Genomic DNA, 22,910 nt, shown 5'->3' on the forward strand with positions numbered 1-22,910 from the left:
ATAAAATGTGTTTAACTACCAATTATACTGCTTTAGGATCTAAAGCGATAGCAGGGCTCATAGTAGAAGAGATGTGAATACTCTTGATGTATGTTCCTTTAGCTGCAGTTGGTTTTAATTTAAGTAATGTTTGAATGATCTCGTGAGCGTTATCTACAATCTTATCAGCCTCGAAAGAAATTCTTCCGATACCAGCGTGAACGATTCCAGTTTTATCCACTTTAAAGTCGATTTTACCCGCTTTTACTTCAGCAACAGCTTTACCAATTTCCATAGTTACTGTTCCTGTTTTTGGGTTTGGCATTAAACCTCTTGGACCTAATACACGTCCTAATGGACCTAATTTACCCATGATAGCCGGCATCGTGATGATTACATCAACATCGGTCCAACCATCTTTAATTTTCTGAAGGTAATCATCCAATCCTACATAGTCAGCACCAGCAGCTTTCGCTTCTGCTTCTTTATCCGGAGTTACTAAAGCTAATACTTTAGTGTCTTTTCCAGTTCCATGAGGAAGGGTTACAACACCTCTTACCATTTGATTTGCTTTTCTTGGATCTACTCCTAAACGAACAGCAATATCAACTGACTCGTCAAATTTTGCAGAAGCAACTACTTTCAATAAAGACGAAGCGTCTTTTAAAGAATATAGTTTGTTTTTCTCAATTTTTGCAGCAGCCTCTTTTTGTTTTTTTGTCAATTTTGCCATGTCTTACGCTTGTTTTAGAGGAGAATCTCCAGTTACAGTTATACCCATAGATCTAGCTGTTCCAGCAACCATGCTCATAGCAGACTCAATTGTAAACGCATTTAAATCAGTCATCTTGTCTTCAGCGATAGCCTTAATCTGATCCCAAGTTACATTACCAACTTTACGACGATTAGGTTCACCTGAACCGGATTTTAATTTAGCAGCATCCAATAACTGAATTGCAGCAGGTGGAGTTTTTACAACAAAATCAAACGATTTGTCTTTGTACACGGTAATTTGTACCGGTAACACTTTGCCAGGTTGATCTTGGGTTCTAGCATTGAACTGCTTACAGAATTCCATGATGTTAACACCAGCAGCTCCCAGAGCAGGTCCAACCGGTGGCGACGGGTTCGCAGCACCTCCCTTAACTTGTAGTTTAACTACTTTACTAATCTCTTTAGCCATTGTTTTTAAAAAATTTGCAGCGGTCTGTGGAAGCAGACGTTTGCGGTTTATAATAGTGTAACGAATTATACTTTTTCAACTTGCATAAAACTCAACTCTAAAGGTGTTTTTCTTCCGAAAATTTTCACCATTACTTCCAGTTTACGCTTTTCTTCATTTATCTTTTCGATAGTTCCGTTGAAACCATTGAAAGGACCATCTACTACTTTAATCGTTTCTCCAAGGTTGAAAGGAATGTTTTGAGTATCGGTATTCACTGCCAACTCATCTACTTTTCCTAACATTCTGTTTACTTCAGACAAGCGTAAAGGCACAGGATCTCCACCTTTAACTTCGCCTAAAAAACCAATTACACCCGTAATAGATTTAATAATATGTGGTATCTCTCCAACCAAATTAGCTTCTATCATTACATACCCAGGAAAGTAAACTTTATCCTTGGCAATCTTTTTACCGTCTCTAACCTGCACCACTTTCTCTGTAGGTACCAGTACTTGAGAAATGTAATCAGACATTCCTAATCGGTTGATTTCAGTTTCGATATAAGCTTTGACTTTATTTTCTTGTCCGCTTACAGCTCTAACCACATACCATTTTTTCACATTATTATCAGCCATCCTTTGTGAAATTATGATTTTATTAAATTAAAAATCCCAGCAATAGCTTTAGCACAAGCTTCATCTACTCCCCATGTTGCTAGAGCACAAACTACTGAAAACACAGCCACGATAATCGTGAACTTTTGAACTTCAGCCCATTCTGGCCAAGTAACATTTGTTTTTAATTCTTCAAATGCCTCTGATATATAATTAACAATTTTTGTCATTGTACTATTGTTTTTGCACGGGCGGGAGGATTCGAACCACCATCAACGGTTTTGGAGACCGCTATTCTACCCTTGAACTACGCCCGTATCATTAAAAACCAGCAGAGCAACCAAAAGGCTCTCTGCTGGAATATTTATTTAAATAGATAATTAGTCTAAAATCTCAGTTACCTGACCAGCACCAACTGTTCTACCACCTTCACGGATAGCGAAGCGTAAACCTACGTTTAATGCAATTGGGCTTAACAAGCTTACTTCAATAGTTAAGTTATCACCTGGCATTACCATCTCTACACCTGCTGGTAAAGAAATAACTCCTGTTACGTCAGTTGTACGTACGTAGAACTGTGGACGGTAGTTATTGTGGAATGGTGTGTGACGACCACCTTCTTCTTTTTTCAAGATATAAACCTCAGCTTTAAATTTAGCGTGTGGTTTTACAGAACCTGGCTTACAAATAACCATTCCTCTTTTGATATCTTCTTTTGCAACACCTCTTAACAAGATACCTGCATTATCTCCAGCCTCACCTCTATCAAGGATTTGACGGAACATCTCAATACCAGTTACTGTAGAAGTTAATTTCTCAGCACCCATACCGATGATCTCAACTGGATCTCCTGTATTACAAATACCTGTTTCGATACGACCTGTAGCAACAGTTCCACGACCTGTAATTGTAAATACATCCTCAACTGGCATCAAAAATGGTTTGTTCACATCTCTTTCTGGCTCTTGAATCCAGTTATCAACAGCTTCCATCAATTCAAGAATTTTTGGAGTCCAAGCTGGATCATTGTTTAATCCACCTAAAGCTGAACCTTGAATAACAGGGCTGTTATCACCATCATAATCATAGAATGATAATAAGTCTCTGATTTCCATTTCAACTAATTCTAATAATTCCGCATCATCAACCATATCCACTTTGTTCATGAATACAACGATTCTTGGAATACCAACTTGACGTCCTAAAAGGATGTGCTCACGAGTTTGTGGCATTGGTCCGTCAGTGGCAGCAACTACTAAAATAGCACCATCCATTTGAGCAGCACCAGTAACCATGTTTTTCACGTAATCCGCGTGACCTGGACAGTCAACGTGCGCGTAGTGACGGTTAGCAGTTTCATACTCAACGTGTGACGTATTAATAGTAATACCTCTTTCTTTTTCTTCAGGAGCGTTATCAATTTGATCAAATGATTTCGCTTGACAGAAACCTGCATCAGACAATACTTTTGTGATTGCTGCAGTTAAAGTTGTTTTTCCGTGATCTACGTGCCCAATTGTTCCTATGTTTAAGTGGGGCTTGTTACGGTTAAAATTTTCCTTTGCCATTTTACTTAATTTTTAATCTTAGTTTATATATTAGTGTTCAAATTTTACAATTTTGAGCCAACTACGGGAATTGAACCCGTGACCTCTTCCTTACCAAGGAAGCACTCTACCCCTGAGCTAAGTCGGCTTATGCCTAGTTCAGAAGTTAGATTTAGAATTCAGAAATTTCCCTAAATTCATATTTCTAAATTCCTTTTTTTGGTGGGGAGAGCAGGATTCGAACCTGCGAAGTTCTCACAGCAGATTTACAGTCTGCCCTCGTTGGCCGCTTGAGTATCTCCCCTACTTTTTTTATCTTTAAACCGTTTAAAAACCTGAGCCGGCGGAGGGACTCGAACCCACGACCTGCTGATTACAAATCAGCTGCTCTAGCCAACTGAGCTACGCTGGCGTACTCAATAAAAAAAGTCCGCTATTTCTAACGGACTGCAAATGTAAAGATTTTATCTTTTAATCAAAACATTTTTTGAAAAAAATTTGTATTAAATATGTGTTCTTATTTTTTCTTTTCTTTTAAGCAATAATCTTTCTAATGATTCTGCTGAATTCTCTATAGCTTCTTCAAAAGTTTTGCATTGTTTTTTGACCATAAAATCATCTCCGGGAACGTGAATTTTAACCTCAACTACTTTGTTTTCTTTCTCACTTGTTTTTTCAACTTTCAAAAAAACGTCAGACGAAACCACTTTATCATAAAATTTTTCAAGTTTTCCTAATCTCTCTTGAATAAAATCCACTAGCTTTCTGTCAACAGTAAAGTTAACTGCATGAACATTTACCTTCATAATTAAATATTTTATTGATTAAACATTTTAGAATTATTTTTTATTCCTAGGATGAGCATTGGCATACACTTTTTTTAGCTCTGCTAAACTGTTATGTGTATAAACTTGCGTCGAAGCTAAACTAGAATGTCCTAATAATTCTTTGACTGAATTTATGTCTGCCCCATTGTTGAGTAGGTGTGTCGCGAATGTATGCCTTAATATATGCGGGCTCTTTTTTACCTTCTCGGAGACATTACTAAAGTAATAATTTATTAGTCGATACACAAACGAATCGTTCAATTTAACGCCATTGGACAACAGAAAAAAATACGCGCTATCAGTAACGCTTTGTAAACGTGCTCTTTCTGATAAATATTTTTTTAATTCTTCAGCAATTATTGGCAAAATCGGAATAATTCGTTCTTTATTCCGTTTCCCTAAAACTTTCATTGTAAGGTTCGACAAATCAACATTATGGATTTTCAAATTGACCAATTCTGCTCTACGAATACCCGTAGTGTAAAACAAATCAATGATCAACTTATCGCGTACTCCTTCATAGTCTTCCGAATAATTCAATTGATTCAAGACCAAATCGAGTTCTTTTTCCGAAAAGGGAATTTGAAGTTTTTTGGGAGCTTTCAACGCCTTGTGTTTTAAAAGCGGACTCGCCTCTATTTGTTTTGTCTTGAGCAAAAACTTGTAGAATGATTTTAAAGAAGAGATTTTTCGATTAATCGAAGTATTGGAAATACCGTCATCCGAAAGCGAAACAATCCAAGCGCGGATTTGATTGTAATTTACCGAAATCAGATTATTATCATCAAATTGACTCGACAAAAAAGATTCGAAAAATGCAATATCATGACTATAAGCGGTCACAGTGTGTTGAGAATAGTTTTTCTCCAACAACAAATAATCCTGAAACTTATTTTTAAAATTTTCCATAAAAAAACCGCTGACATCAAAGTTAGGAAACTTTAATCATCAGCGGTCATATCTTATCAGGAATTTAACTATCCTTCGATATTGTCTCTTAAGTTTTGAATGTAAGCAGCTTTTTGAACTTGTGCTCTCCTAACTACAGATGGCTTAGTAAACGCCTGACGCGCTCTAAGTTGTCTTACAGTTCCGGTTTTATCAAATTTTCTCTTGTAGCGCTTTAATGCTCTATCAATGTTTTCTCCGTCTTTAATTGGTATAATCAACATAATTTAGACACCTCCTCTCATTTAGTGGGTGCAAAAGTAATACTATTTTTGAATTACCAAAGAAAAAACAACAAAGATGAAAGAGAAAAAGGCTTTTCCCTGAAAACAAAAAAGCCAAAACACAATTTCCTGCATCTTGGCTCTTACTTCTTTTATCTTTTAAAAACACTAGTGTTTTTGGTTTTTTACCGCTGGCTGATAGTTTTGCTTGTCAATAATCATTTTAGATAAAATCTCTCTGAGAATTTCTGAAGTTCCACCTCCTATAGGCCCCAAACGACTGTCTCTTAACAAACGCGCCAATGGATATTCTTCCATATAACCGTACCCACCTAGCATTTGCAAGCAACTGTAAATGGTTTCATCGGCAACTTTGGTCGATTTTAATTTAGCCATAGTAGCTTCTTTAACTACATATTCTCCCTGATTTAAGCGGGCAACAGCAGCATAATTAAATAATTTACAGTGCGCAACATCAGTAGCATGATCCACCATGGTATGACGCAAAGCCTGAAACTTATTGATAGTAGTCCCAAAGGCTTCTCGTTGTGACATATAATCAATCGTATATTCGATAGCATACTCGGCTCTTGCATGGGCATTGATTGCCATAATCAATCGCTCTAAAGCAAAATGCTGCATGATATAAGGAAACCCTTTTCCTTCTTCACCCATTAAATTTTCTGCCGGAATTTCAACATTATCAAAGGAAATCTCAGCGGTATCTGAAGCTCTCCAACCTAACTTATCCAACTTGGTAGCTGTGATTCCCTTTAAATTGGTATCCACAAGAAACATACTGATTCCTTTATTGCCAAGATCCGGACTTGTTTTGGCAGCCACTACATAATAATCTGCATAAACGCCGTTGGTTATAAAGGTTTTCGAGCCGTTAATAACATAGTTGTCTCCTTTTTTCACAGCCGTTGTTCGCATTCCTGCCACATCGCTGCCTCCAAAAGGTTCTGTCAGACACAAAGCACCTATTTTATCTCCAGCTATACTGGCCGTCAAATAATCCTGCTTAATTCTTTCGTCACCTTCAGCATTTAAATGCGTCATGGCTAAGTAGGCATGTGCCCACATGGCAGCGGCAAAACCGGAAGATTTTATTTTTTGAAGTTCTTCTAAAAATATCACCGTATAAAACAAATCCAAATTCAATCCGCCATAAGCCTCCGGATAAACCAATCCAAAAAAGCCCATTTCTCCAAATTTTTTCCAAATAAAGCGCTCTATAGTGCCTGTCTTTTCCCATTTTTCAATATGTGGCACTACTTCTTTTTTTAAGAAATCCTGCAAACTTTTTCTAAACAATTCGTGTTCTTCTGTAAAATAGGTTGAATTCATATAATTAAGGCTGTTTTTAAGCTGTTTTTTTAGAATTCCAAATATAAGGCAATTATTTTAATTTTTTCAACGGGAAATCCTTTAATTTTTGACAAATCCTCAATTTTGATATCGCTATGCATGGTCCGATAAATAACGATTTCTTTGGCTAAAGCATATCTGAAAAAAGGAAACTGCGAAAGCTCTTTAACCGAAGCAGTATTGATATTGATTTTATGGAGATTAGGGGTCGATTTTACCACAAAAGAAGTATTTAGTTTTTCAATCACCTCGGGTGACAATCCCCAAACATCCTGCATTTGCTCCATCGAAACGAAACTTCCGAGTTTGGTTCTTTGTTCCAAAATCCTGTCCGAAATTTTATCGCCAATGCCATACACTTTCATCAAGTCTTCTTTGGTAGCTAGATTAATATCGAGAATGACTAGCTTTTCTTTCTTCGGAAATTCAGTTTTGACATAAGTAGAAGTGAACTCTTTTTTGTTGGTAACCCAATCCGGAAATTTAAAATATGGTGAAATCACTTTCAGCAACGAATCGGAAACTTTGGTCACTGCCTGAAATTCGGCAGCCGAGTTGACAAATTTATTTTGTTTTCTATACGCTAATAATCTATCGATTTCTGCTACAGACATCCCTAGTTTGTAGCCTTTGAAATCGGTTATGAAATTCGGATTGAATGGATAAATGGTAGCTTTGAAATTTTTATTCTGAAGTTTTAAACTGTCAATAGCATTTTGATTGGCCAACCAAGTAACTGCTGCTTTATCTTTTTTATCAGAAGACTGAAAGTCACAGAAAAAATAAATGCCCTGCAACACCATTACAATTCCAAAAAACAAAATGATTCCTATTCGCTGACTTTTCGAATAGTTTAAAACCGATTGCCCTATGGAATGCGCTGCGCCCAATTGTTACAAATCAAATACAGAAGTGCGTTTGCCTCGAATCAAATCTTTCAACTTGATCCAAAAGGCCAACGTTAAATAAACACCAAACCACAAACCAGCCGTCACAAAAGTGATATAAATAAAAAACAACCGCACATTCGAAGCGCGCATCCCCAGCTTATCTGCCAATCTTGATGAAACGTGAAAACCATGTTTTTCGAAGAAATATTTTAATTGTATGACTGGTGACATAGGTTATGATTTTAAAAGTTGGATTCCAATAGCACATTGCAAACACTGACTTGGATTACAATAATCATTTTTCAATTGCAAAAGCGATTGTGTTGCAAAAGCATTTTGGGCTCTGACTCCAAAAGTAGCAAACTTTTCAATGATGCTGTTCTTTTCGGGTGCAATAGTTTGCATCAGTTCTAGTAGCGTTTCCGTAATTTCTTTGCCTTGACTTTTCGCGTAAGCAAATTGAAACGGCACTATGGTATTAACAAGCAACAAATCGATAAACGATTTGGAAAGAGACTTTTGTTTCTTCGGGCTTTCTTTGTCAAATTGGTAATGTGTTTGCCAATAAGTTGAAACAGCAACAGCAAACAAATCATAAAAATCCGGAACGGTTTTAGCAGCAATGATTTTGGAAAATAAATGTTGCTGCTGGTGATACAATTGAGCCAATTGAGCCAAACGAACTGTCGGAAAATTATCAGGCCGATGCTTGAAAAACTGAACCGGTTCGATTGCTGCCTTTTGCAATTGGTATTTCTGAGAAAGATAATCAAATCGTTTTTTCAACTCTTTGGCGTATACGTCTTCTGCTTCCAACGGCAATAAATCAGCCTGACCAAACAACAAGGCTTCCAGATTTTCCACTTCAAAACTTTCTTTTCTGATTAAGGAAAACGGAAGGGATTGAGCCACTTTTAAAAAAGTATCCCCATTGGTATTTAAACCAAAATTCTTAGCCATCATAGAAAACAAAACGGCTTCCCAATCATTTTCGGTTTGCTTCAAAAACTGCTCAATAGGAATCGATTTGCGCTCTAAACGCTCAAAAAACAAACGTTCCTGCCAATGCACTAAAACAAACTCATCAATCGTCTTTATTTGATTTTCACAATAAATCCATGATTTTGGAGCCGTTAATTTTTGATAACTCTCTAAAATCTCTTTAGAGACGTACGGTTTCAATTCCAAAACCGGAACCTCTGAATTGTCTTTTCTGAAAACCGGAGCGTCATGTTCCCATACTACATGAAGAATGACATTGTCATAATGGACGTCCAATTCATGATGGTGCAAATACCAATCGGAAGATTTCCCATGGATTTCTACATTGCCTGCCCATTTTTGATTGCCAATGGTAATTTGGGCATTAAAAAAATCAGGTCCGGATTGCTTCAGATAGTCTCCGCTATGGGCAATAGTCAACAACTCTCCTGAAACCGTTGTTAGGTTGGAAAAGTCAAACTTCTTATATTGCCATACATAATGAAGAAACTCCTCTTTCATGATTTTTAATTTCACCACTAAAGTAAGAAAATTACTTTTATATTAAACTATTTGTAATGAAAAAATTACTTATTCCTGTTTTGCTGTTGATTTTCGGAAGTGTTTTTTCCCAAAACTATAAGATCACTTACTTAAAAAGCTCTAATGGAACCTTACTGGAGAATCAAGACGCAGTTTTGATTTTCACCAATAACAATCAAACGCTACTGACCACCGAAAGTATTTTGAATCAAAAAGCAGCCTTCCCTTTTGAGCAAACCAGCGTTAACCGAAGTGACAATTCCTTTAGTCAGTTTGCCGTTTTGAATGCAACAGCAACAATTGCTACCAAAGACAGCACTTCGCTTGGCAAACAAACTTTCGAGTTGCTAAATGACACCAAAAAAATATTGGGTTACGAATGCAAAAAAGCCAAAACGGTAGTCAACTCCAACACCATCGAATTTTGGTACACTGACCAATTAAAAGTCAAAGGCTCACCAGCGGTATTGGGACAAAATTTAGGGTTGGTACTCGAAATGGTGCGCAACGGAAACTTTGTGATTGCCGCTACCAAAGTGGAAAAAGTAAAAGCATTTCCAATAGTCTCAACTGTTAAAAAAATGGTAGATGCCCTAACTTATAAAGATTTGCTATGGAAAAGTCGCTTTACCACCATTCGCGTTTTCAAAGACCAAATCATTAATTTTTCAGGCGAAGCTAAATCAAATGACACTATTCTTCGTTTTGCCAATGGTACGATTGCCGTTCGAAAAATCAGGATTCCCGAAATCAAACCCGGCAGTCAGATATTTGTGGATGTGACGGAGCAATCCAATGGTGATGCTTATGATAGAACCGGTTCCTTTTTTATCATTCCAACAGACAAAGCCAATTCCTTTTTAGACGGATTGCAAAATGGCGTCAAATCGTTACCGATTTACACCAACGGCAATGGCAAAGACTATCAAGGCGTAGTAGCCACCGAAACCTACAATCCGGTGGTGGAATTGATGCGCTTTTACACACCTTTTGGAGTCAAACAATACAACACTCTCCAATTGAAAGATAAGACTTGGGCAGATAATGTACTCTACCGCCAGGATGTTTCTGAGTTAAGAACTATGATTAGCGGTAAAGAAGTTTGGATTGGTATTACCATTGGCAACTATGACAAGGGTGGTCATAAAGTTTCAGCCAATATTACCATTCACGAGGAAGAAGAGTCTAAAGCCTCAGCCACACAAATCATCCCGTTGTTTTGCACCAATAACATTATGGAAATGGCCGGTCAGGAATATGGCACGATGTTCAACAACGACAAAGGTTTGGAAGTAACTTTCCAATTGGATAAACCGATGAAAAACGGCAAACTGCGCTACATCACTACCGGTCACGGCGGCTGGGAAAACGGCGATGAATTTGTACCCAAAAAGAATTCGATTTTCTTAGACGGAAAAGCCACTTTCAGCTTTACGCCCTGGCGACAAGATTGCGGTTCGTATCGCTTGTCCAATCCGGCTTCTGGGAATTTCCCGAATGGCTTATCTTCTTCTGATTACAGCAGGGCCAATTGGTGTCCGGGAACAGTCACGAATCCAATCTTTATTGACTTAGGCGATTTGGAAGTGGGAACGCATTCCATACAAATAAAAATTCCGCAAGGCGCTCCTGAAGGTTCCAGTTTCAGTTCCTGGAATGTTTCGGGTGTTTTGATAGGAGAATAAAAAAAGCCAGCTAATTGCTGGCTTTCGTTTTATTGAATCGAACTGATGATGTCGTGTTTGGTAATGATGTGGAATTTGTTGTTTCCTAAATCGACCAAAACGGCTTGATTGTCTTTAGTAAATAATTTCGAGATTTCTTCAATCGGTGTATTGACTTGTACAATTGGGTAAGGTTTGCCCATAATTTCCCGAATTGGTTTTTCGGCTATGTTTCGGTCTTCTACATAACTTCGGAACAAATCGGTTTCGTCTAAACTACCCACAAAACCAGTAGTATCAATGACCGGGATTTGAGAGATGTTGTATTTTTTCAAACGCTCGATAGCGTGTGACACTAACTCTTCCGTTCTCACGATTACCAATGGTTTGTCTTTGTGATCTTTGATCACGTCTTCGGCTTTGGTAATGTCTTCCTCTAAGAAACCTCTTTCGCGCATCCAGTCGTCATTGAACATTTTACCCACATAACGGCTTCCGCTGTCGTGGAATAACACTACTACTACATCATCCTTTGTGAAGTGTTCTTTTAGTTGGTGCAAGCCTTTAACGCAAGAACCCGCTGAATTCCCAACAAAAATTCCTTCTTCAAGTGCAATCTTTCTGGTGTAAACCGCAGCATCTTTATCGGTTACTTTGGTAAAGCCATCAATGATAGAGAAGTCAACATTCTTTGGCAGGATGTCTTCCCCAATTCCTTCAGTGATATAAGAGTAGATTTCGTTTTCGTCAAAGATGCCGGTTTCGTGGTATTTTTTGAAAACAGAACCATATGTATCAATACCCCAAATTTTGATGTTCGGGTTTTTCTCTTTCAAATATTTTCCAATGCCGGAAATGGTGCCGCCCGTTCCAACTCCAACCACGAAATGCGTAATTTTTCCGTCGGTTTGTTCCCAAATTTCCGGGCCGGTTTGTTCGTAGTGTGCCAGCGCATTACTTGGATTGTCATATTGATTAACATACCAAGAGTTTGGAATTTCAGTTCCTAATCTTTTGGAAACCGAATAATATGAACGTGGGTCGGTTGGTTCTACATCGGTTGGGCAAACAATTACTTTAGCACCCACGGCACGAAGAATGTCCATTTTTTCTTTGGACTGTTTGTCGGTGATTACAAAAATACATTTGTACCCTTTTACGATGGCAGCCAGAGCCAATCCCATTCCGGTGTTTCCTGAGGTTCCTTCGATGATGGTGCCGCCCGGTTTTAATCTTCCGTCAGCTTCCGCATCTTCTACCATTTTGAGTGCCATTCGGTCTTTGGTAGAGTTACCCGGATTGAACGTCTCCACTTTGGCCAATACCAAAGCGTCGATTCCTTCCACGACTTTGTTCAATTTTACTAATGGGGTGTTCCCTATGGTTTCTAATATGTTTTTTGCGTATTTCATTATGAGGACAGCTTATTTTTATAAATTTTGCAACAAAGGTATAGATTATCTGAACGTTTTCAAAAATTCAAATCGATAATCCTGTAACCCCGATGGGAGTGGCTACCGTGTAGCGCGGACAGCGGGAATTGCGCCAACTGACACTGCCCGAACGATTCGTTTTTACTGGAAGAAATTCCATACCAACCCAAAGCGAATCATGAAGTCGCGATACGGATAATTGGGCGCGGTGTAGAAATTGTTACCGGTCATTTTGGAATTGAAATGCTCGGCTTTCAAGAAGATTCTCGTTTGACGGATGCGGGCATTGATAAAGAAATCGACCAACGGGAAGTCGCCGACTTTTTTCTCGTTTTGCACAAATGCTTCTGTCGTTACCGGGTTGTAATCGTTGACATAGAACTTGGTGAAATAGTTCAGCGTGAAACCGGTTTGCAGGAACATGGCTTTTTTGAAAAAATAATTGGTGAAGTACAAGGAGTTTCTGGTCACAATTTTTGGCACGTTGAGAATGGCATCGTTTTGGTCAACCTGCTGATACAGGATGGTGTTGTCTAAAGCCAGTTTCCACCATTTGAATTCGCGCCCCACTTTAACCGACAAATAATTGATGGCTTTGTCGTATTGTTTGGGTGTTATGAGTTGTTGTTGGGAAACGGTCGTAGTGTCATTGCTAAAATACAAATGGTCGTTGAGCGAAGTGACTTGCAACGAAGCTTCGAGCCATTGGGTTTTGGCAGTGGCTTCGAAATTGTTTATTTTTTCGTTTTTGAAATTGTGGTGCCAATTGTAATTTACAAAACTGCTTTGGAACAGATTATAAGTATGATCCGGGATTTTATTCAGCATTTGGTATTGGAACGTAAACTCGTTTTTGTCGTTGAGCTGGTATTTCAGCTTGGCGTCAAAATTGGATAAGGATTGATTGGAAATGGAATTCGAATACATGAAAGTGCCGTTCCATTTGTTTTTTCGATAATCGTATTGACCGCCTACGGTTTGGATTTGATCATTGAGCGAACTTGGCACCACTCCGGTATCGAGAATTAGAACCTTGTTGTAATAATAGTTATAACGGAAATCTTCTGTAAAAAACTGAAACTTCCCCAAAAGTGAGTTTTCATAAATGGCCCCGACTTTGTTGTACATTCGGTTGTAGCGTGTTTGGTCGATTATGTTGGCCAACACATACGAATCGCCGAAGCGGTAAATTTTTCCGCTCTCCAGAGTGGAAGCTACGGTAGCCTGGTTGTATTCGAAAAATTTATTTTCGTAATTGAATTGATGTGTCAGGTACAAATTGTTATTGCCTTTCGTGCCGTTGATTCTGAAGTTGTGATCAAAGAAGATTCTTTTGCCTTTCATAAACGTTTTGGCATCTTTTAAATAGACTTCCAAACGGGCTCTGTTGTCGTAAGCCGGATCTTCGCTTTCAAAATTTTCGATAGTCGTTATTCCTCCGTTTTCGCCGTTTAGGAAATCCTGACCGGTAAAATGAAAATTGAGATAATATCTTTTGTTTTTTGTATTGTAACTCGATGTAAATCGGAAATTCCCGGTACTCGATAGCTGATTAATATATTTCCCGAGCGAGCGCAATCCTTTGAACGCAATAGACATATTAAAGCGTTCTGACGTATTTAAAGTAATCAAAGCGTCTAACGACTGCCCTTGCTCCATTACGGTCTTAAAATACAGCTCTGTGACCGGTGTAGCAACAGAATAATACTTAATATCATTCACGCCCATGTAATTGAATTGTTTTCCGGAGAAGCCTATTTCGGGGAAAGCGTTGAAATGTTTTAAACCATAATCTAGCACCGTGTACGTTTGCCCTTCGTTGGCAAAAGGCAAAAGACCAAAAATGTCTTTTCGCAAGTAATTGTATTCGTATTCTTTTTTGATGGTTAAAGAAGTATCCACATAGGTGGTGTCTCTTTGTAAAGTAATAATTCGGTATTGATTGAAAGCGGCTTTGGGCGCTTTTTTGGGAGCTGCATCTTTGCCTGCGGTTTCTTTAGGTTTCTCAGTTGTTTTACTTTGAGAAAAGCCAAGAGAGAAAGCCAATAAAAGGATACCGATTAATAAGTGTTTCATCTTAAAATATTTCGAAGCAAAAATACACAAAACTATTTGTAATAAAATCATAAAAAAACCACCCGAAGGTGGTTTTTAGAATAGGGTTTCAAGAATTATTCTTTTATGAATTTCTTGGTAATGGTATTTTTATCCGATTTGAAAGTTACAAAATACACTCCCGATGATAAATTTGAAATATCAATTTGTGTAGTAGCTGCTGCATTATCATTTCTAAACACTTCTTTTCCTGAGATGTCATTAATCACTGTCTCAGCAATTACCACATTGTTTTTAACACTGTAGTTTAAAACATTCTTGGCAGGGTTTGGATAAATAAAGATACTATTATCATAAGCGTAATCTCTGGTATTTAAGCTCAATCCATTGGCGGCACTGGCAATCAATGAAAACACTTGAGCTCCACCGGTTAAGTTTCCTTTGTGAGTTACCTGAATGGTGTAAACACCCGGTTCTGCATTTGGTATTTCTACTTTTTCAATATTATCAACATCATTATCAGCAATATTGGTAGCGCCTGCACTTGGATCATCATATGATAATTTCCATGGATAGTATATATTTCCGTCCTTTAAAATTTTTAAGTCTAAATTATTTTTCAATCTGGGCGTTCTATTATCCTCATCGCTTGAAATATTTCCGGCACCTGTTGGATCTGTCCAACAAATGGTAGCCGAAAGCTTTTGAGCGCTGGCAATTGAAATTTGCTTAGTGAAAGTTTGCCCACTGGTTAAATTATTTTCTTCTAAAACAGTCGATACATTTCGGTTTGAAATAATAGTTGCTGCTGCTGCTGCATCAGCCAATCCCCAACCGAATTCATAATCAGGTCCGGGATTATAACCGGCTTCTTTTGCTGAATGACAAATTAAACCACGAACGGTTGAAGCTCTCATAAAGGTAGATGGATTTAAATTGTTGTAATGTTTTTGCAACAACAAAATCATCCCCGTAATAGCCGGCGTAGCCATAGAAGTACCACTCATAGTCTGATAAGCTGTATTGGAAGAACTGGTTGTTGAACTTACATCTACCCCTTTGGCTGAAATATCCGGTTTGATTCTGCCGTCATCTGTCGGGCCGTAATTGCTAAAAGAACTCATGACAACACTATTCTCATCAACATAACTTGGCACCTCTTCAACAGCCGCAACAACGATGTCATTTTTAGAGCAGGCAGAGCCAGTTAACAAATCATATCCTGCTTTATTACCAACCTGTGTTAGGGTAAAATCATCTCTATCATTTCCAGCGGCTTTTACCACTTGGTAATAGGGATAAGCATTAGCAACGTTATCATCCTCTATAGAAGAAATATCATAAGCACCAAACTTAGCTGATGGCAAAGAACTGGCAACATAACCATAGGAATGATTGGAAACAAGATAACCAGCACTCCCGAAATTTAACATTTCATCATAATCAGTATCCCAATCAGAGGTTATGGCAGAAGCATTGTAAGCAATCCCTTTTCTTAAAGCACTGATGCCTTTGGCTATGATAGTACCGGTCACGTGAGTAGAATGGGGGCTCAAAGATGCTGTAGAAGCATCGCCATAAGTCACTTTATTGGTAGCAAATTCAACATGCGTGTTTCTAACTTTTCCGCCATCCCAAACACCAGCCGTCATCCCATCACCACTAACACTTAACCCCAATGAACCACCAGGATACAATTTGTTGGTAGAAATAGTTACTGAAGAACCTTGATTATAGATGGTATAAAATATAGGAAGAGTACCGTTTTCTATCCTTTGTAAAGACAAGGAGTCACTTTCTACATAAGGGTGATTGGCTTTGTAATCAGCAATCAGTTTTTTTTGATTTGCAAAAAATTCTTTAGCTTCAGCTTTTAATTTTAAACTCTGTGTGCTGTCATAACTGTCAGCTATTTTCTTTCTTTCAGCTATGGATTGGCTAAAAACAAATAAAGGGGAGAAAATCAAAAAAAATAAAACTTTCATAAATTAAAGTAATTAAAAAAAACCTTTCACTTAAAGTGAAAGGTTTTTAAATTAGTTAGAACCGTAACCCGGGTTTTGCTGGATATTGCCATTGGCATTTAGCTCAGCTGTTGGTATCGGCATAGTAAATCTATAATCCGTATTAGGGATAGTTACAGGTAAACCTGCAATTTCATCATCGGTTGGATTTCTGTCAATCGATACGTTCAATTCAGCACCAAGTCTTTTCAAATCAGTGTATCGGAATCCTTCGAAGCAAAGTTCTTTTCTTCTCTCTAATAAGATATCTTTTAAAGCTTCTGTAGCATCAGCATAATTTGGTAAAGGTTGTGCTGACAAGAAATTTCTTTTATCTCTAATCAATTTAAGAATAGAGGCAACTGAATTAGAAGCTCCATTGATAGCACCAGTACGCGCATAACATTCTGCTAAGATGAAATACATTTCAGACAATCTGAAAACTTTAATATCATTTCTTAATGGGAAACCACTGATGGTCTTACCAGGATATTTATCAATAATCAAAACGTCTGTAGCAATATAATCAACATTCGGTTGGTCATAATTAGGATTCACCACTGAAGATGGATCAACATTTGCATATCTTCTAACATCACCAGGAACCGCTCTCAACAAATTAAACAAGTTTCTACCCACTTCAAAAAATGGTGAACCTGTAAGATTGGTTGTATTTGTAGAAAAGTTACCGGCAATATTATCCCAAGTACCGGCAGCTGGTCTGTCTAAAGCAAAAATAACTTCACCTTGAGCGGTATCGTTAAACATTTTTCGGTAAGGATTCGTAGATGCGTTTCCGTAAAACGCTGTATTCCAAGGACCGGTTGGAGGCAATTGGATGTTAGGGTTCGTTGGAGCATTGGCAGGAACCGGAGTAGGATTAACCAAACCGTTAGCACCAGCACTGGCAATAACATCTTGAGCGTATTGTTGTGCTAAAGTGTAATTTCCGCGGTACAAGTACATTCTTGCTCTCAAAGCATTAATCATTCTTGTAGTAACAAATTTATAGGTTTGAGCAGGATCAATGTTGTTGTAAGCAAAATCTAAGTCAGACTCGATAAGTGCAAAAACTTCACCATTAGTATTTCTTGGTAAATCTTCATTAATCGCTGGTACTCTATCCAATAAAATTACACCAAGGGCATTATCATCTGTTAAATCCGTTGAAAAATATGTCAATAATTGGAAGTGACAAAAAGCTCTGATGGCCTTAGTTTGTGCAATAATATTGTTATACGCGGCAATTTCAGTAGCATCATCAGGATTAGGCACTATTAAAGCAGCAGCTCTTAACAATCGGTTAGCTCTGTTAATAGTTAAATAATGACCATACCACATACCATCTGCATAAGCATTAGCAGAAGTCAACTGGAAACGGTGAGTGTCAAAATTTTGACCTCCCGAACCTTTACCCGTACCGGTTTCATCCGAAAAAATAGCGGTAAAGGCAACTTCCGTAGAAGTATCTAAAGTAGCATAAACACCATTAAGATAAGACTGCATACTAGCAACCGTAGTGATGGCTACATCATCATTTAACTCTCCATCCTGAACTATGTTGTAGGCATCTTCACAAGATGTAATCATTCCAAAAACAAAAATGGAAAGTAAAAATAATTTAAATTTATTCATTGTTAATATTTTTAAAATTGAACATTTAAACCAAAAGAAATAGTCTTTGGCGAAGGGAACTTCCCAAGATTCGTATCATCAGTACTTTCAGGATCAAATCCTCTCCATTTGGTCCAAGTATATAAATTCTCTCCTTGAGCATACACTTTTAAACCGGTAATAAAGGTGCCTTTTAACGTTTTAGCACTAAAGTTATATCCGATAGAAATATTTTTCAATCTCAAATAAGAAGCGTCTTTCAACCACATGTCTGAATAATCACCACCAGATGTAAAGTTAGAAGCAGTCAAAGATGGAATATTAGTACTAGTATTGGTAGGCGTCCAAGCGTTTAATAAATCAGCACTTACGTTGTTATCCCCAACATAACTTGGAGTGTTTAACCATAACAAACCATAATCGTATCGCCATACTTCTTTAGCAAAAGAGAATTGACTGTCTAAGAAAAACCCTTTGTAATCAGCGTTAAATCCAAAACCTCCTTGGTATACTGGCGTATCACTCTTACCGGTTCTTCTTCTGTCTGAATCAGATGGGCTTTCGGTTGGGTTACCGTTGATATCCATGAATAATAAATTACCATCAGCTGGATTCACTCCTAAGTAAGGAACAGTGTAAAATTCGTAAACCAAAGAACCATTTTCAAGGATTCGGTCTCCGTCTACTGTTCTTTCAATATCCGTCATTTTGTTTTTGTTGTAAGAACCATTGGCAAATACAGACAATTTAAAGTCTTTAGAATCTTTGATGATTTTATAACGCAAAGATACTTCAATACCTTTATTATTAATACCTCCGCTATTTCCATTGATATTATGCAATCCTACAGTAGCTGAAGTATTGATGGTATTAAATAAATCGGTAGTTTGTCTGTTGTAAACATCTACATTACCGGACAATCTGCTTTTCCAAACTTCGAAATCCAAACCAATATTAGTCATCGTTTGTTTTTCCCAACGCAAAGAAGTATTCGCTATTTGGCTTGGAAAATAAGACCCTGTATTACCATATCCTGTTCCAGTACTAACTAAATCTCTAACATAGTTATTCCCAAAATAGATAGGATTTACTCCGGCAGCAACAGCTACTAAGTTCTGATTCCCTTGAGTACCATAAGAAACTCTTAGTTTCAATTTGTTGATAACTGAATTATTCATAAAGCTTTCTTTATCAATATTCCATCGTCCACCAACAGACCAAAAAGTTCCCCATTTATAATCCTGAACGAATCGGTAACTGGCATCTCTTCTTACGATAGCATCAATAGCAAACTTTTCATCATATTCATAACTGGCGGTTCCAAAATAAGAAAACGAACCTGCATCATATTTAACAGCTGAAACAGTTGGTCTAAGCGAAGCATAAGTAGCTCCAACGTTAGTCCATCCTGTACCTGCTCCAAACGAATACGTTAGCAAATCCAAACCGTTTTGTTGCAATTGACCAACTCTTCTTTGATCTTTAATATATTCCATATACAACCCTAAATCCAAAACATGTTTTTCTTTAAAGGTTTTGTGATAGTTAATATTGTTAACGATATTGAATCCGAAATCTTTATCGTTGTTTCTACGCTCTAAACCACCATAAGGCAAGGAGCTTGATTCTCTAACAGCAATAGCAAGATAAGACCATGGTGCTCTGGCAAAAGTTCTGTCGGTTACGTTGTAATCTACTCCAAATTTAGTAGAAACCGAAAACGCATCTGTTAAATTATAAGTAGCATTGATGTTTCCTAATAACTTAACCTCGTCATATCGGTTTGGAATATTACCTTCTGTCAAGATATCTCTCAATACGAAAGTAGTATTACCGTGGTCAAATTGAGTACCAATAGCATCATAAAGCCCTTGCCCGCTACCAGGATACATATCCGGAGTTAAATAAGGCAAAGCAGTCAAAGCTCCTAATAAAGGGTTTTGAACCGTATTGTTATTGATAGTAGTACTAGACTCTTGGTCTAACTGATGTCTTTTTGAATAAGCTGCAGTAAAACTAGAACCATATGTGAATTTTTCATTAGCACTTTTACCATTGGTATTAGTTCTAAATGTAAATCTTTGAAAATCAGTCGTAGGAACAATACCTTGTTGATTAGTATAACTTAAGGAGGTGAAGTTAGTTAAGTTTTTACCTCCAACAGACATACTGAAGTTATGATTCTGTGATACTCCTGTTCTAAAGAATTCTTTTTGCCAATTAGTAGTCCCAAAAGATTCTATTTGAGCATTAGTTAACGGAAGACCTGTATTAGTGATAAAAGGAGTTGAATCTCCATTACCAACACCATAACCACTAGCTCTTTCTATTCTTAAAGCTTCTTGTGAATTAGCAATATTATAATGTTCTTTTGGCAAAGTAGAGAAAGCGGTTGAACTCGAATAAGTGAACTTCAATCCGGATTCATATTTACCAGCTTTGGTTTTAATTACAATAACACCATTAGCTCCTCTGTTACCATAGATAGAAGTAGCAATTGCATCTCTCAATACCGATGCCGACTCAATATCTTCTGGGTTAATATTTCTGAATACTACTGCGTTAGTAGGAACTCCATCAACCACATACAAAGGCTGAGTATCCGCACTTAATGTAGCCAAACCTCTAATCAATAAATCAATTTTGGCAGAACCTGGTGAACCCGAAGACGTTGAAACCGTCAAACCTGGTGCCGCACCTTGCAAGGATTGCAATAGGGTTACGTTCGGTCTGTTTTCAAATGTCTCAGAAGTTACTGTAGTAGAAGCAGCTGTCGATTTTGCTTTGGTAGATTTTTTATCATACCCCAAAAGAACCACTTCTTCCAGTTTAATTCCGTCTGAAAGGGTAACATTATAAGTATTAGCAGCACCTACCGTTACAGTTGAATTATTGTAACCTGTAAATGAAAAGAGCAAAACTTCACCCGTTTTGGCTTTGATGCTATATTTTCCATCAAAATCTGCTTGTGCACTACGATTGGTGCCTTTAACGACAACATTCGCACCAGGAAGTGGTCCAGACTTATCTGAAACAGTACCTGTAACAGTTTTCTCTTGTGCAAACGAAAACTGCATTGTAAACGCTAATAAAAGCGTAAAAATCCATTTGAACTTCGATCTCATATTAATTTTATTTGAGTTAGTTATTTTGCAAACTTCTTAATTATTTATTAATTAACCAAATATTAACAACTAATTATAGACAACACTCATGTTAAATAAAATTTTACTTTTTACTAGGATACAATTAAAAATAAAAAGTTGCGTCTTTCTTTTTATTTTTATCAAAAATAATTCACATGCTCACTCTTAAATTCTCAGATTTTCAATTCGAAGCAGGCACCGATGAAGCCGGAAGAGGCTGTTTAGCTGGGCCAGTAACCGCAGCAGCCATATTGCTGCCTCATGATTTTGAATTAGACTTACTCAACGATTCCAAACAACTTTCCGAAAAAATCAGAGAAAAATTAAAACCAATCATAGAAGAGAAAGCAATTTCCTTTGCCGTGTCGCATATTGACCATACGATTATTGATGACATTAACATTTTAAATGCCTCAATTAAGGCTATGCAGGAATGCATTATTAAGCTAAACCCTACGCCCAACTATATTATTGTTGACGGAAACCGGTTCAAACCAATCCACAACATTCCTTTTTCAACCATTGTGAAAGGCGACAGCAAATACCTAAGTATTGCTGCTGCTTCTGTTTTGGCAAAAACGTATCGGGATGAATACATGAATGCAATTCACGAAGAATTTCCCATGTACAACTGGAAAAAAAACAAAGGTTATCCCACTATGGAACATCGGGAGGCCATCAGAAAATATGGCGTAACCAAATACCACCGAATGTCATTCCGTTTATTGCCGGAACAACTAAAGCTTGATTTATAAGTGTTGCGAAATGATTTCAGAAGGGATAAATTCCGCTTCAAAAAGGGTTTCGAAGTGTTGTATAATTTTGGCCTTTACTTCTTCTTCATCGACCTCTTTCCCAAGTTCGACATGCAGTGAAGTTACCGCTTTTCCTTTGATACCACATGGAATAATATTGTCAAAATAGCCAAGGTTGGCATTCACATTCAACGCAAAACCATGCATCGTTACCCATCGGCTAGCACGAACCCCCATCGCACAAATTTTTCTGGCAAATGGAGTTCCTACATCGAGCCAAACTCCTGTTTCGCCTTCACTTCTGGTGCCGTTTAATCCATATTCTGCTAAAGTCAGTATGATAACTTCTTCCAGAAAGCGTAAGTATTTATGAATATCAGTGAAGAAATTTTCCAAATCCAAAATGGGATACCCTACGATTTGCCCCGGGCCATGATAGGTAATATCTCCGCCTCGATTGATTTTATAAAAAGTTGCCCCTTTAGCTTCCAATTGTTTTTCAGAAAGCAATAAATTAGACATATCGCCGCTCTTGCCCAAAGTATAGACATGTGGATGTTCTACAAAAAGAAAATAATTGGGAGTGATGATTTCGGGCTGATTTCTTTTCTGAATTTTTAAATCAACAATTTCTTTGAAAAGTACCTCTTGGTAATCCCAAGTGTCTTTATAGTCTTTGTGTCCTAAATCCTGAAGTTGTATCTGTTTGTTCATCTGTTGTGTTGCAAAATGCAAAGTTACAAAGTTTACCAGTTAACTCAACGTTAATCTTTAGCCCTGATTGCAATGAAAATCCTCGAAGAGATTGTAATGGAAAGCAGGAAAACGGAAACCCAATAAAGCCCAAACCACTCGCTCCGAAAACACCAAAACATTTTCAAATTCTCACATTAGCACATTTTCAAATTATCCCTATCTTTGCACGCTAAAATACAATACAATATGCAACTTTCCGAACAAGAAATCATTAGAAGAGAGAAACTAAATGCTCTAAGAGAATTAGGAATCAACCCTTATCCGGCAAATTTATTTCCCGTGAACCATACTTCAAAACAGGCTAAGGAAAACTTCGAAGAAGGAAAGAAAGTAATATTGGCCGGTCGTGTGATGAGTGACAGAGACATGGGAAAAGCATCGTTTGTAGAATTACA

Annotated in this window: 20 protein-coding genes, 4 tRNA genes and 1 pseudogene; 3 read left to right on the top strand and 22 right to left on the bottom strand. The window is 37.5% G+C overall.

Annotated elements, in window-relative coordinates:
* Window positions 1-22: 22 nt before the first annotated feature.
* The 16 genes from rplA to V7D82_RS10590 form a co-directional block, all read right to left on the bottom strand.
* Window positions 23-712 carry a 50S ribosomal protein L1 gene (rplA, locus tag V7D82_RS10515; RefSeq protein ID WP_162127315.1) on the bottom strand — a complete coding sequence of 230 codons (690 nt, stop codon included), beginning with the start codon at window positions 710-712 and terminating at the stop codon, window positions 23-25.
* A 3-nt stretch (window positions 713-715) separates the two neighbouring features.
* Window positions 716-1,162, bottom strand: a complete 447-nt coding sequence (rplK, locus tag V7D82_RS10520; protein ID WP_333600940.1) for a 50S ribosomal protein L11 — start codon at window positions 1,160-1,162, stop codon at window positions 716-718.
* Between the two features lie 65 nt (window positions 1,163-1,227).
* Window positions 1,228-1,779 (bottom strand): transcription termination/antitermination protein NusG, encoded by a 552-nt coding sequence (nusG, locus tag V7D82_RS10525; protein WP_333600941.1) that lies wholly within the window; start codon window positions 1,777-1,779, stop codon window positions 1,228-1,230.
* Between the two features lie 11 nt (window positions 1,780-1,790).
* A complete protein-coding gene (gene secE, locus V7D82_RS10530) occupies window positions 1,791-1,988 on the bottom strand; it encodes a preprotein translocase subunit SecE (protein ID WP_333600942.1) in 198 nt (65 codons plus the stop codon).
* A 16-nt stretch (window positions 1,989-2,004) separates the two neighbouring features.
* Window positions 2,005-2,075: transfer RNA gene (locus tag V7D82_RS10535), tRNA-Trp, on the bottom strand.
* A 63-nt stretch (window positions 2,076-2,138) separates the two neighbouring features.
* The gene (gene tuf, locus V7D82_RS10540) at window positions 2,139-3,326 is read right to left on the bottom strand and encodes an elongation factor Tu (RefSeq protein WP_333600943.1); all 1,188 of its coding nucleotides are present in this window, start codon (window positions 3,324-3,326) and stop codon (window positions 2,139-2,141) included.
* Window positions 3,327-3,381: 55 nt separating this feature from the next.
* A tRNA-Thr gene (locus V7D82_RS10545) sits at window positions 3,382-3,453 on the bottom strand.
* A 72-nt stretch (window positions 3,454-3,525) separates the two neighbouring features.
* Window positions 3,526-3,609 (bottom strand) — tRNA-Tyr (locus V7D82_RS10550).
* A 34-nt stretch (window positions 3,610-3,643) separates the two neighbouring features.
* Window positions 3,644-3,717: transfer RNA gene (locus tag V7D82_RS10555), tRNA-Thr, on the bottom strand.
* A 91-nt stretch (window positions 3,718-3,808) separates the two neighbouring features.
* Window positions 3,809-4,111 carry a ribosome hibernation-promoting factor, HPF/YfiA family gene (gene hpf / locus V7D82_RS10560; protein ID WP_333600944.1) on the bottom strand — a complete coding sequence of 101 codons (303 nt, stop codon included), beginning with the start codon at window positions 4,109-4,111 and terminating at the stop codon, window positions 3,809-3,811.
* Between the two features lie 33 nt (window positions 4,112-4,144).
* On the bottom strand, window positions 4,145-5,041 hold the full coding sequence (locus V7D82_RS10565) for a tyrosine-type recombinase/integrase (RefSeq protein ID WP_333600945.1): 897 nt from the start codon (window positions 5,039-5,041) through the stop codon (window positions 4,145-4,147).
* A gap of 68 nt (window positions 5,042-5,109) precedes the next feature.
* Window positions 5,110-5,304 (bottom strand): 30S ribosomal protein S21, encoded by a 195-nt coding sequence (gene rpsU, locus V7D82_RS10570; protein WP_187659825.1) that lies wholly within the window; start codon window positions 5,302-5,304, stop codon window positions 5,110-5,112.
* A gap of 168 nt (window positions 5,305-5,472) precedes the next feature.
* Window positions 5,473-6,654 (bottom strand): acyl-CoA dehydrogenase family protein, encoded by a 1,182-nt coding sequence (locus V7D82_RS10575; RefSeq protein WP_333600946.1) that lies wholly within the window; start codon window positions 6,652-6,654, stop codon window positions 5,473-5,475.
* A 29-nt stretch (window positions 6,655-6,683) separates the two neighbouring features.
* Window positions 6,684-7,565 (bottom strand): helix-hairpin-helix domain-containing protein, encoded by an 882-nt coding sequence (locus V7D82_RS10580; RefSeq protein WP_333600947.1) that lies wholly within the window; start codon window positions 7,563-7,565, stop codon window positions 6,684-6,686.
* Window positions 7,566-7,568: 3 nt separating this feature from the next.
* The gene (locus V7D82_RS10585; protein ID WP_121311682.1) at window positions 7,569-7,796 is read right to left on the bottom strand and encodes a PspC domain-containing protein; all 228 of its coding nucleotides are present in this window, start codon (window positions 7,794-7,796) and stop codon (window positions 7,569-7,571) included.
* A gap of 3 nt (window positions 7,797-7,799) precedes the next feature.
* A complete protein-coding gene (locus V7D82_RS10590) occupies window positions 7,800-9,068 on the bottom strand; it encodes a DUF2851 family protein (RefSeq protein ID WP_333600948.1) in 1,269 nt (422 codons plus the stop codon).
* A 56-nt stretch (window positions 9,069-9,124) separates the two neighbouring features.
* Between V7D82_RS10590 and V7D82_RS10595 the strand changes: the two genes are divergently transcribed.
* A complete protein-coding gene (locus tag V7D82_RS10595) occupies window positions 9,125-10,774 on the top strand; it encodes a PNGase F N-terminal domain-containing protein (RefSeq protein ID WP_333600949.1) in 1,650 nt (549 codons plus the stop codon).
* Between the two features lie 29 nt (window positions 10,775-10,803).
* On the opposite strand, the gene V7D82_RS10600 is transcribed toward V7D82_RS10595, so the two are convergent.
* The 5 genes from V7D82_RS10600 to V7D82_RS10620 form a co-directional block, all read right to left on the bottom strand.
* Window positions 10,804-12,165, bottom strand: coding sequence for a pyridoxal-phosphate dependent enzyme (locus tag V7D82_RS10600; RefSeq protein ID WP_333600950.1), 1,362 nt, complete (start codon window positions 12,163-12,165; stop codon window positions 10,804-10,806).
* Between the two features lie 162 nt (window positions 12,166-12,327).
* Window positions 12,328-14,262 carry a putative porin gene (locus tag V7D82_RS10605; protein ID WP_333600951.1) on the bottom strand — a complete coding sequence of 645 codons (1,935 nt, stop codon included), beginning with the start codon at window positions 14,260-14,262 and terminating at the stop codon, window positions 12,328-12,330.
* Between the two features lie 95 nt (window positions 14,263-14,357).
* Entirely contained in the window at window positions 14,358-16,226 is a 1,869-nt protein-coding gene (locus V7D82_RS10610) for a S8 family serine peptidase (protein WP_333600952.1), read from the bottom strand.
* Between the two features lie 51 nt (window positions 16,227-16,277).
* The gene (locus V7D82_RS10615) at window positions 16,278-17,879 is read right to left on the bottom strand and encodes a RagB/SusD family nutrient uptake outer membrane protein (protein ID WP_333600953.1); all 1,602 of its coding nucleotides are present in this window, start codon (window positions 17,877-17,879) and stop codon (window positions 16,278-16,280) included.
* Between the two features lie 11 nt (window positions 17,880-17,890).
* Entirely contained in the window at window positions 17,891-20,983 is a 3,093-nt protein-coding gene (locus tag V7D82_RS10620) for a SusC/RagA family TonB-linked outer membrane protein (RefSeq protein WP_333600954.1), read from the bottom strand.
* A gap of 176 nt (window positions 20,984-21,159) precedes the next feature.
* On the opposite strand from V7D82_RS10620, the gene V7D82_RS10625 reads away from it, so the two are divergent.
* Window positions 21,160-21,759 (top strand): ribonuclease HII, encoded by a 600-nt coding sequence (locus V7D82_RS10625; protein WP_333600955.1) that lies wholly within the window; start codon window positions 21,160-21,162, stop codon window positions 21,757-21,759.
* On the opposite strand, the gene lipB is transcribed toward V7D82_RS10625, so the two are convergent.
* Window positions 21,754-22,473 (bottom strand): lipoyl(octanoyl) transferase LipB, encoded by a 720-nt coding sequence (lipB, locus tag V7D82_RS10630; protein ID WP_333600956.1) that lies wholly within the window; start codon window positions 22,471-22,473, stop codon window positions 21,754-21,756. The genes V7D82_RS10625 and lipB overlap by 6 nt on opposite strands.
* A 228-nt stretch (window positions 22,474-22,701) precedes the next feature.
* Here lipB and V7D82_RS10635 point away from each other — a divergent pair.
* A pseudogene (locus V7D82_RS10635) lies at window positions 22,702-22,910 on the top strand (lysine--tRNA ligase); the annotation flags it as partial.

This window comes from Flavobacterium sp., assembly GCF_036741995.1.
In the GTDB taxonomy this organism is placed as follows: Bacteria; Bacteroidota; Bacteroidia; order Flavobacteriales; family Flavobacteriaceae; genus Flavobacterium.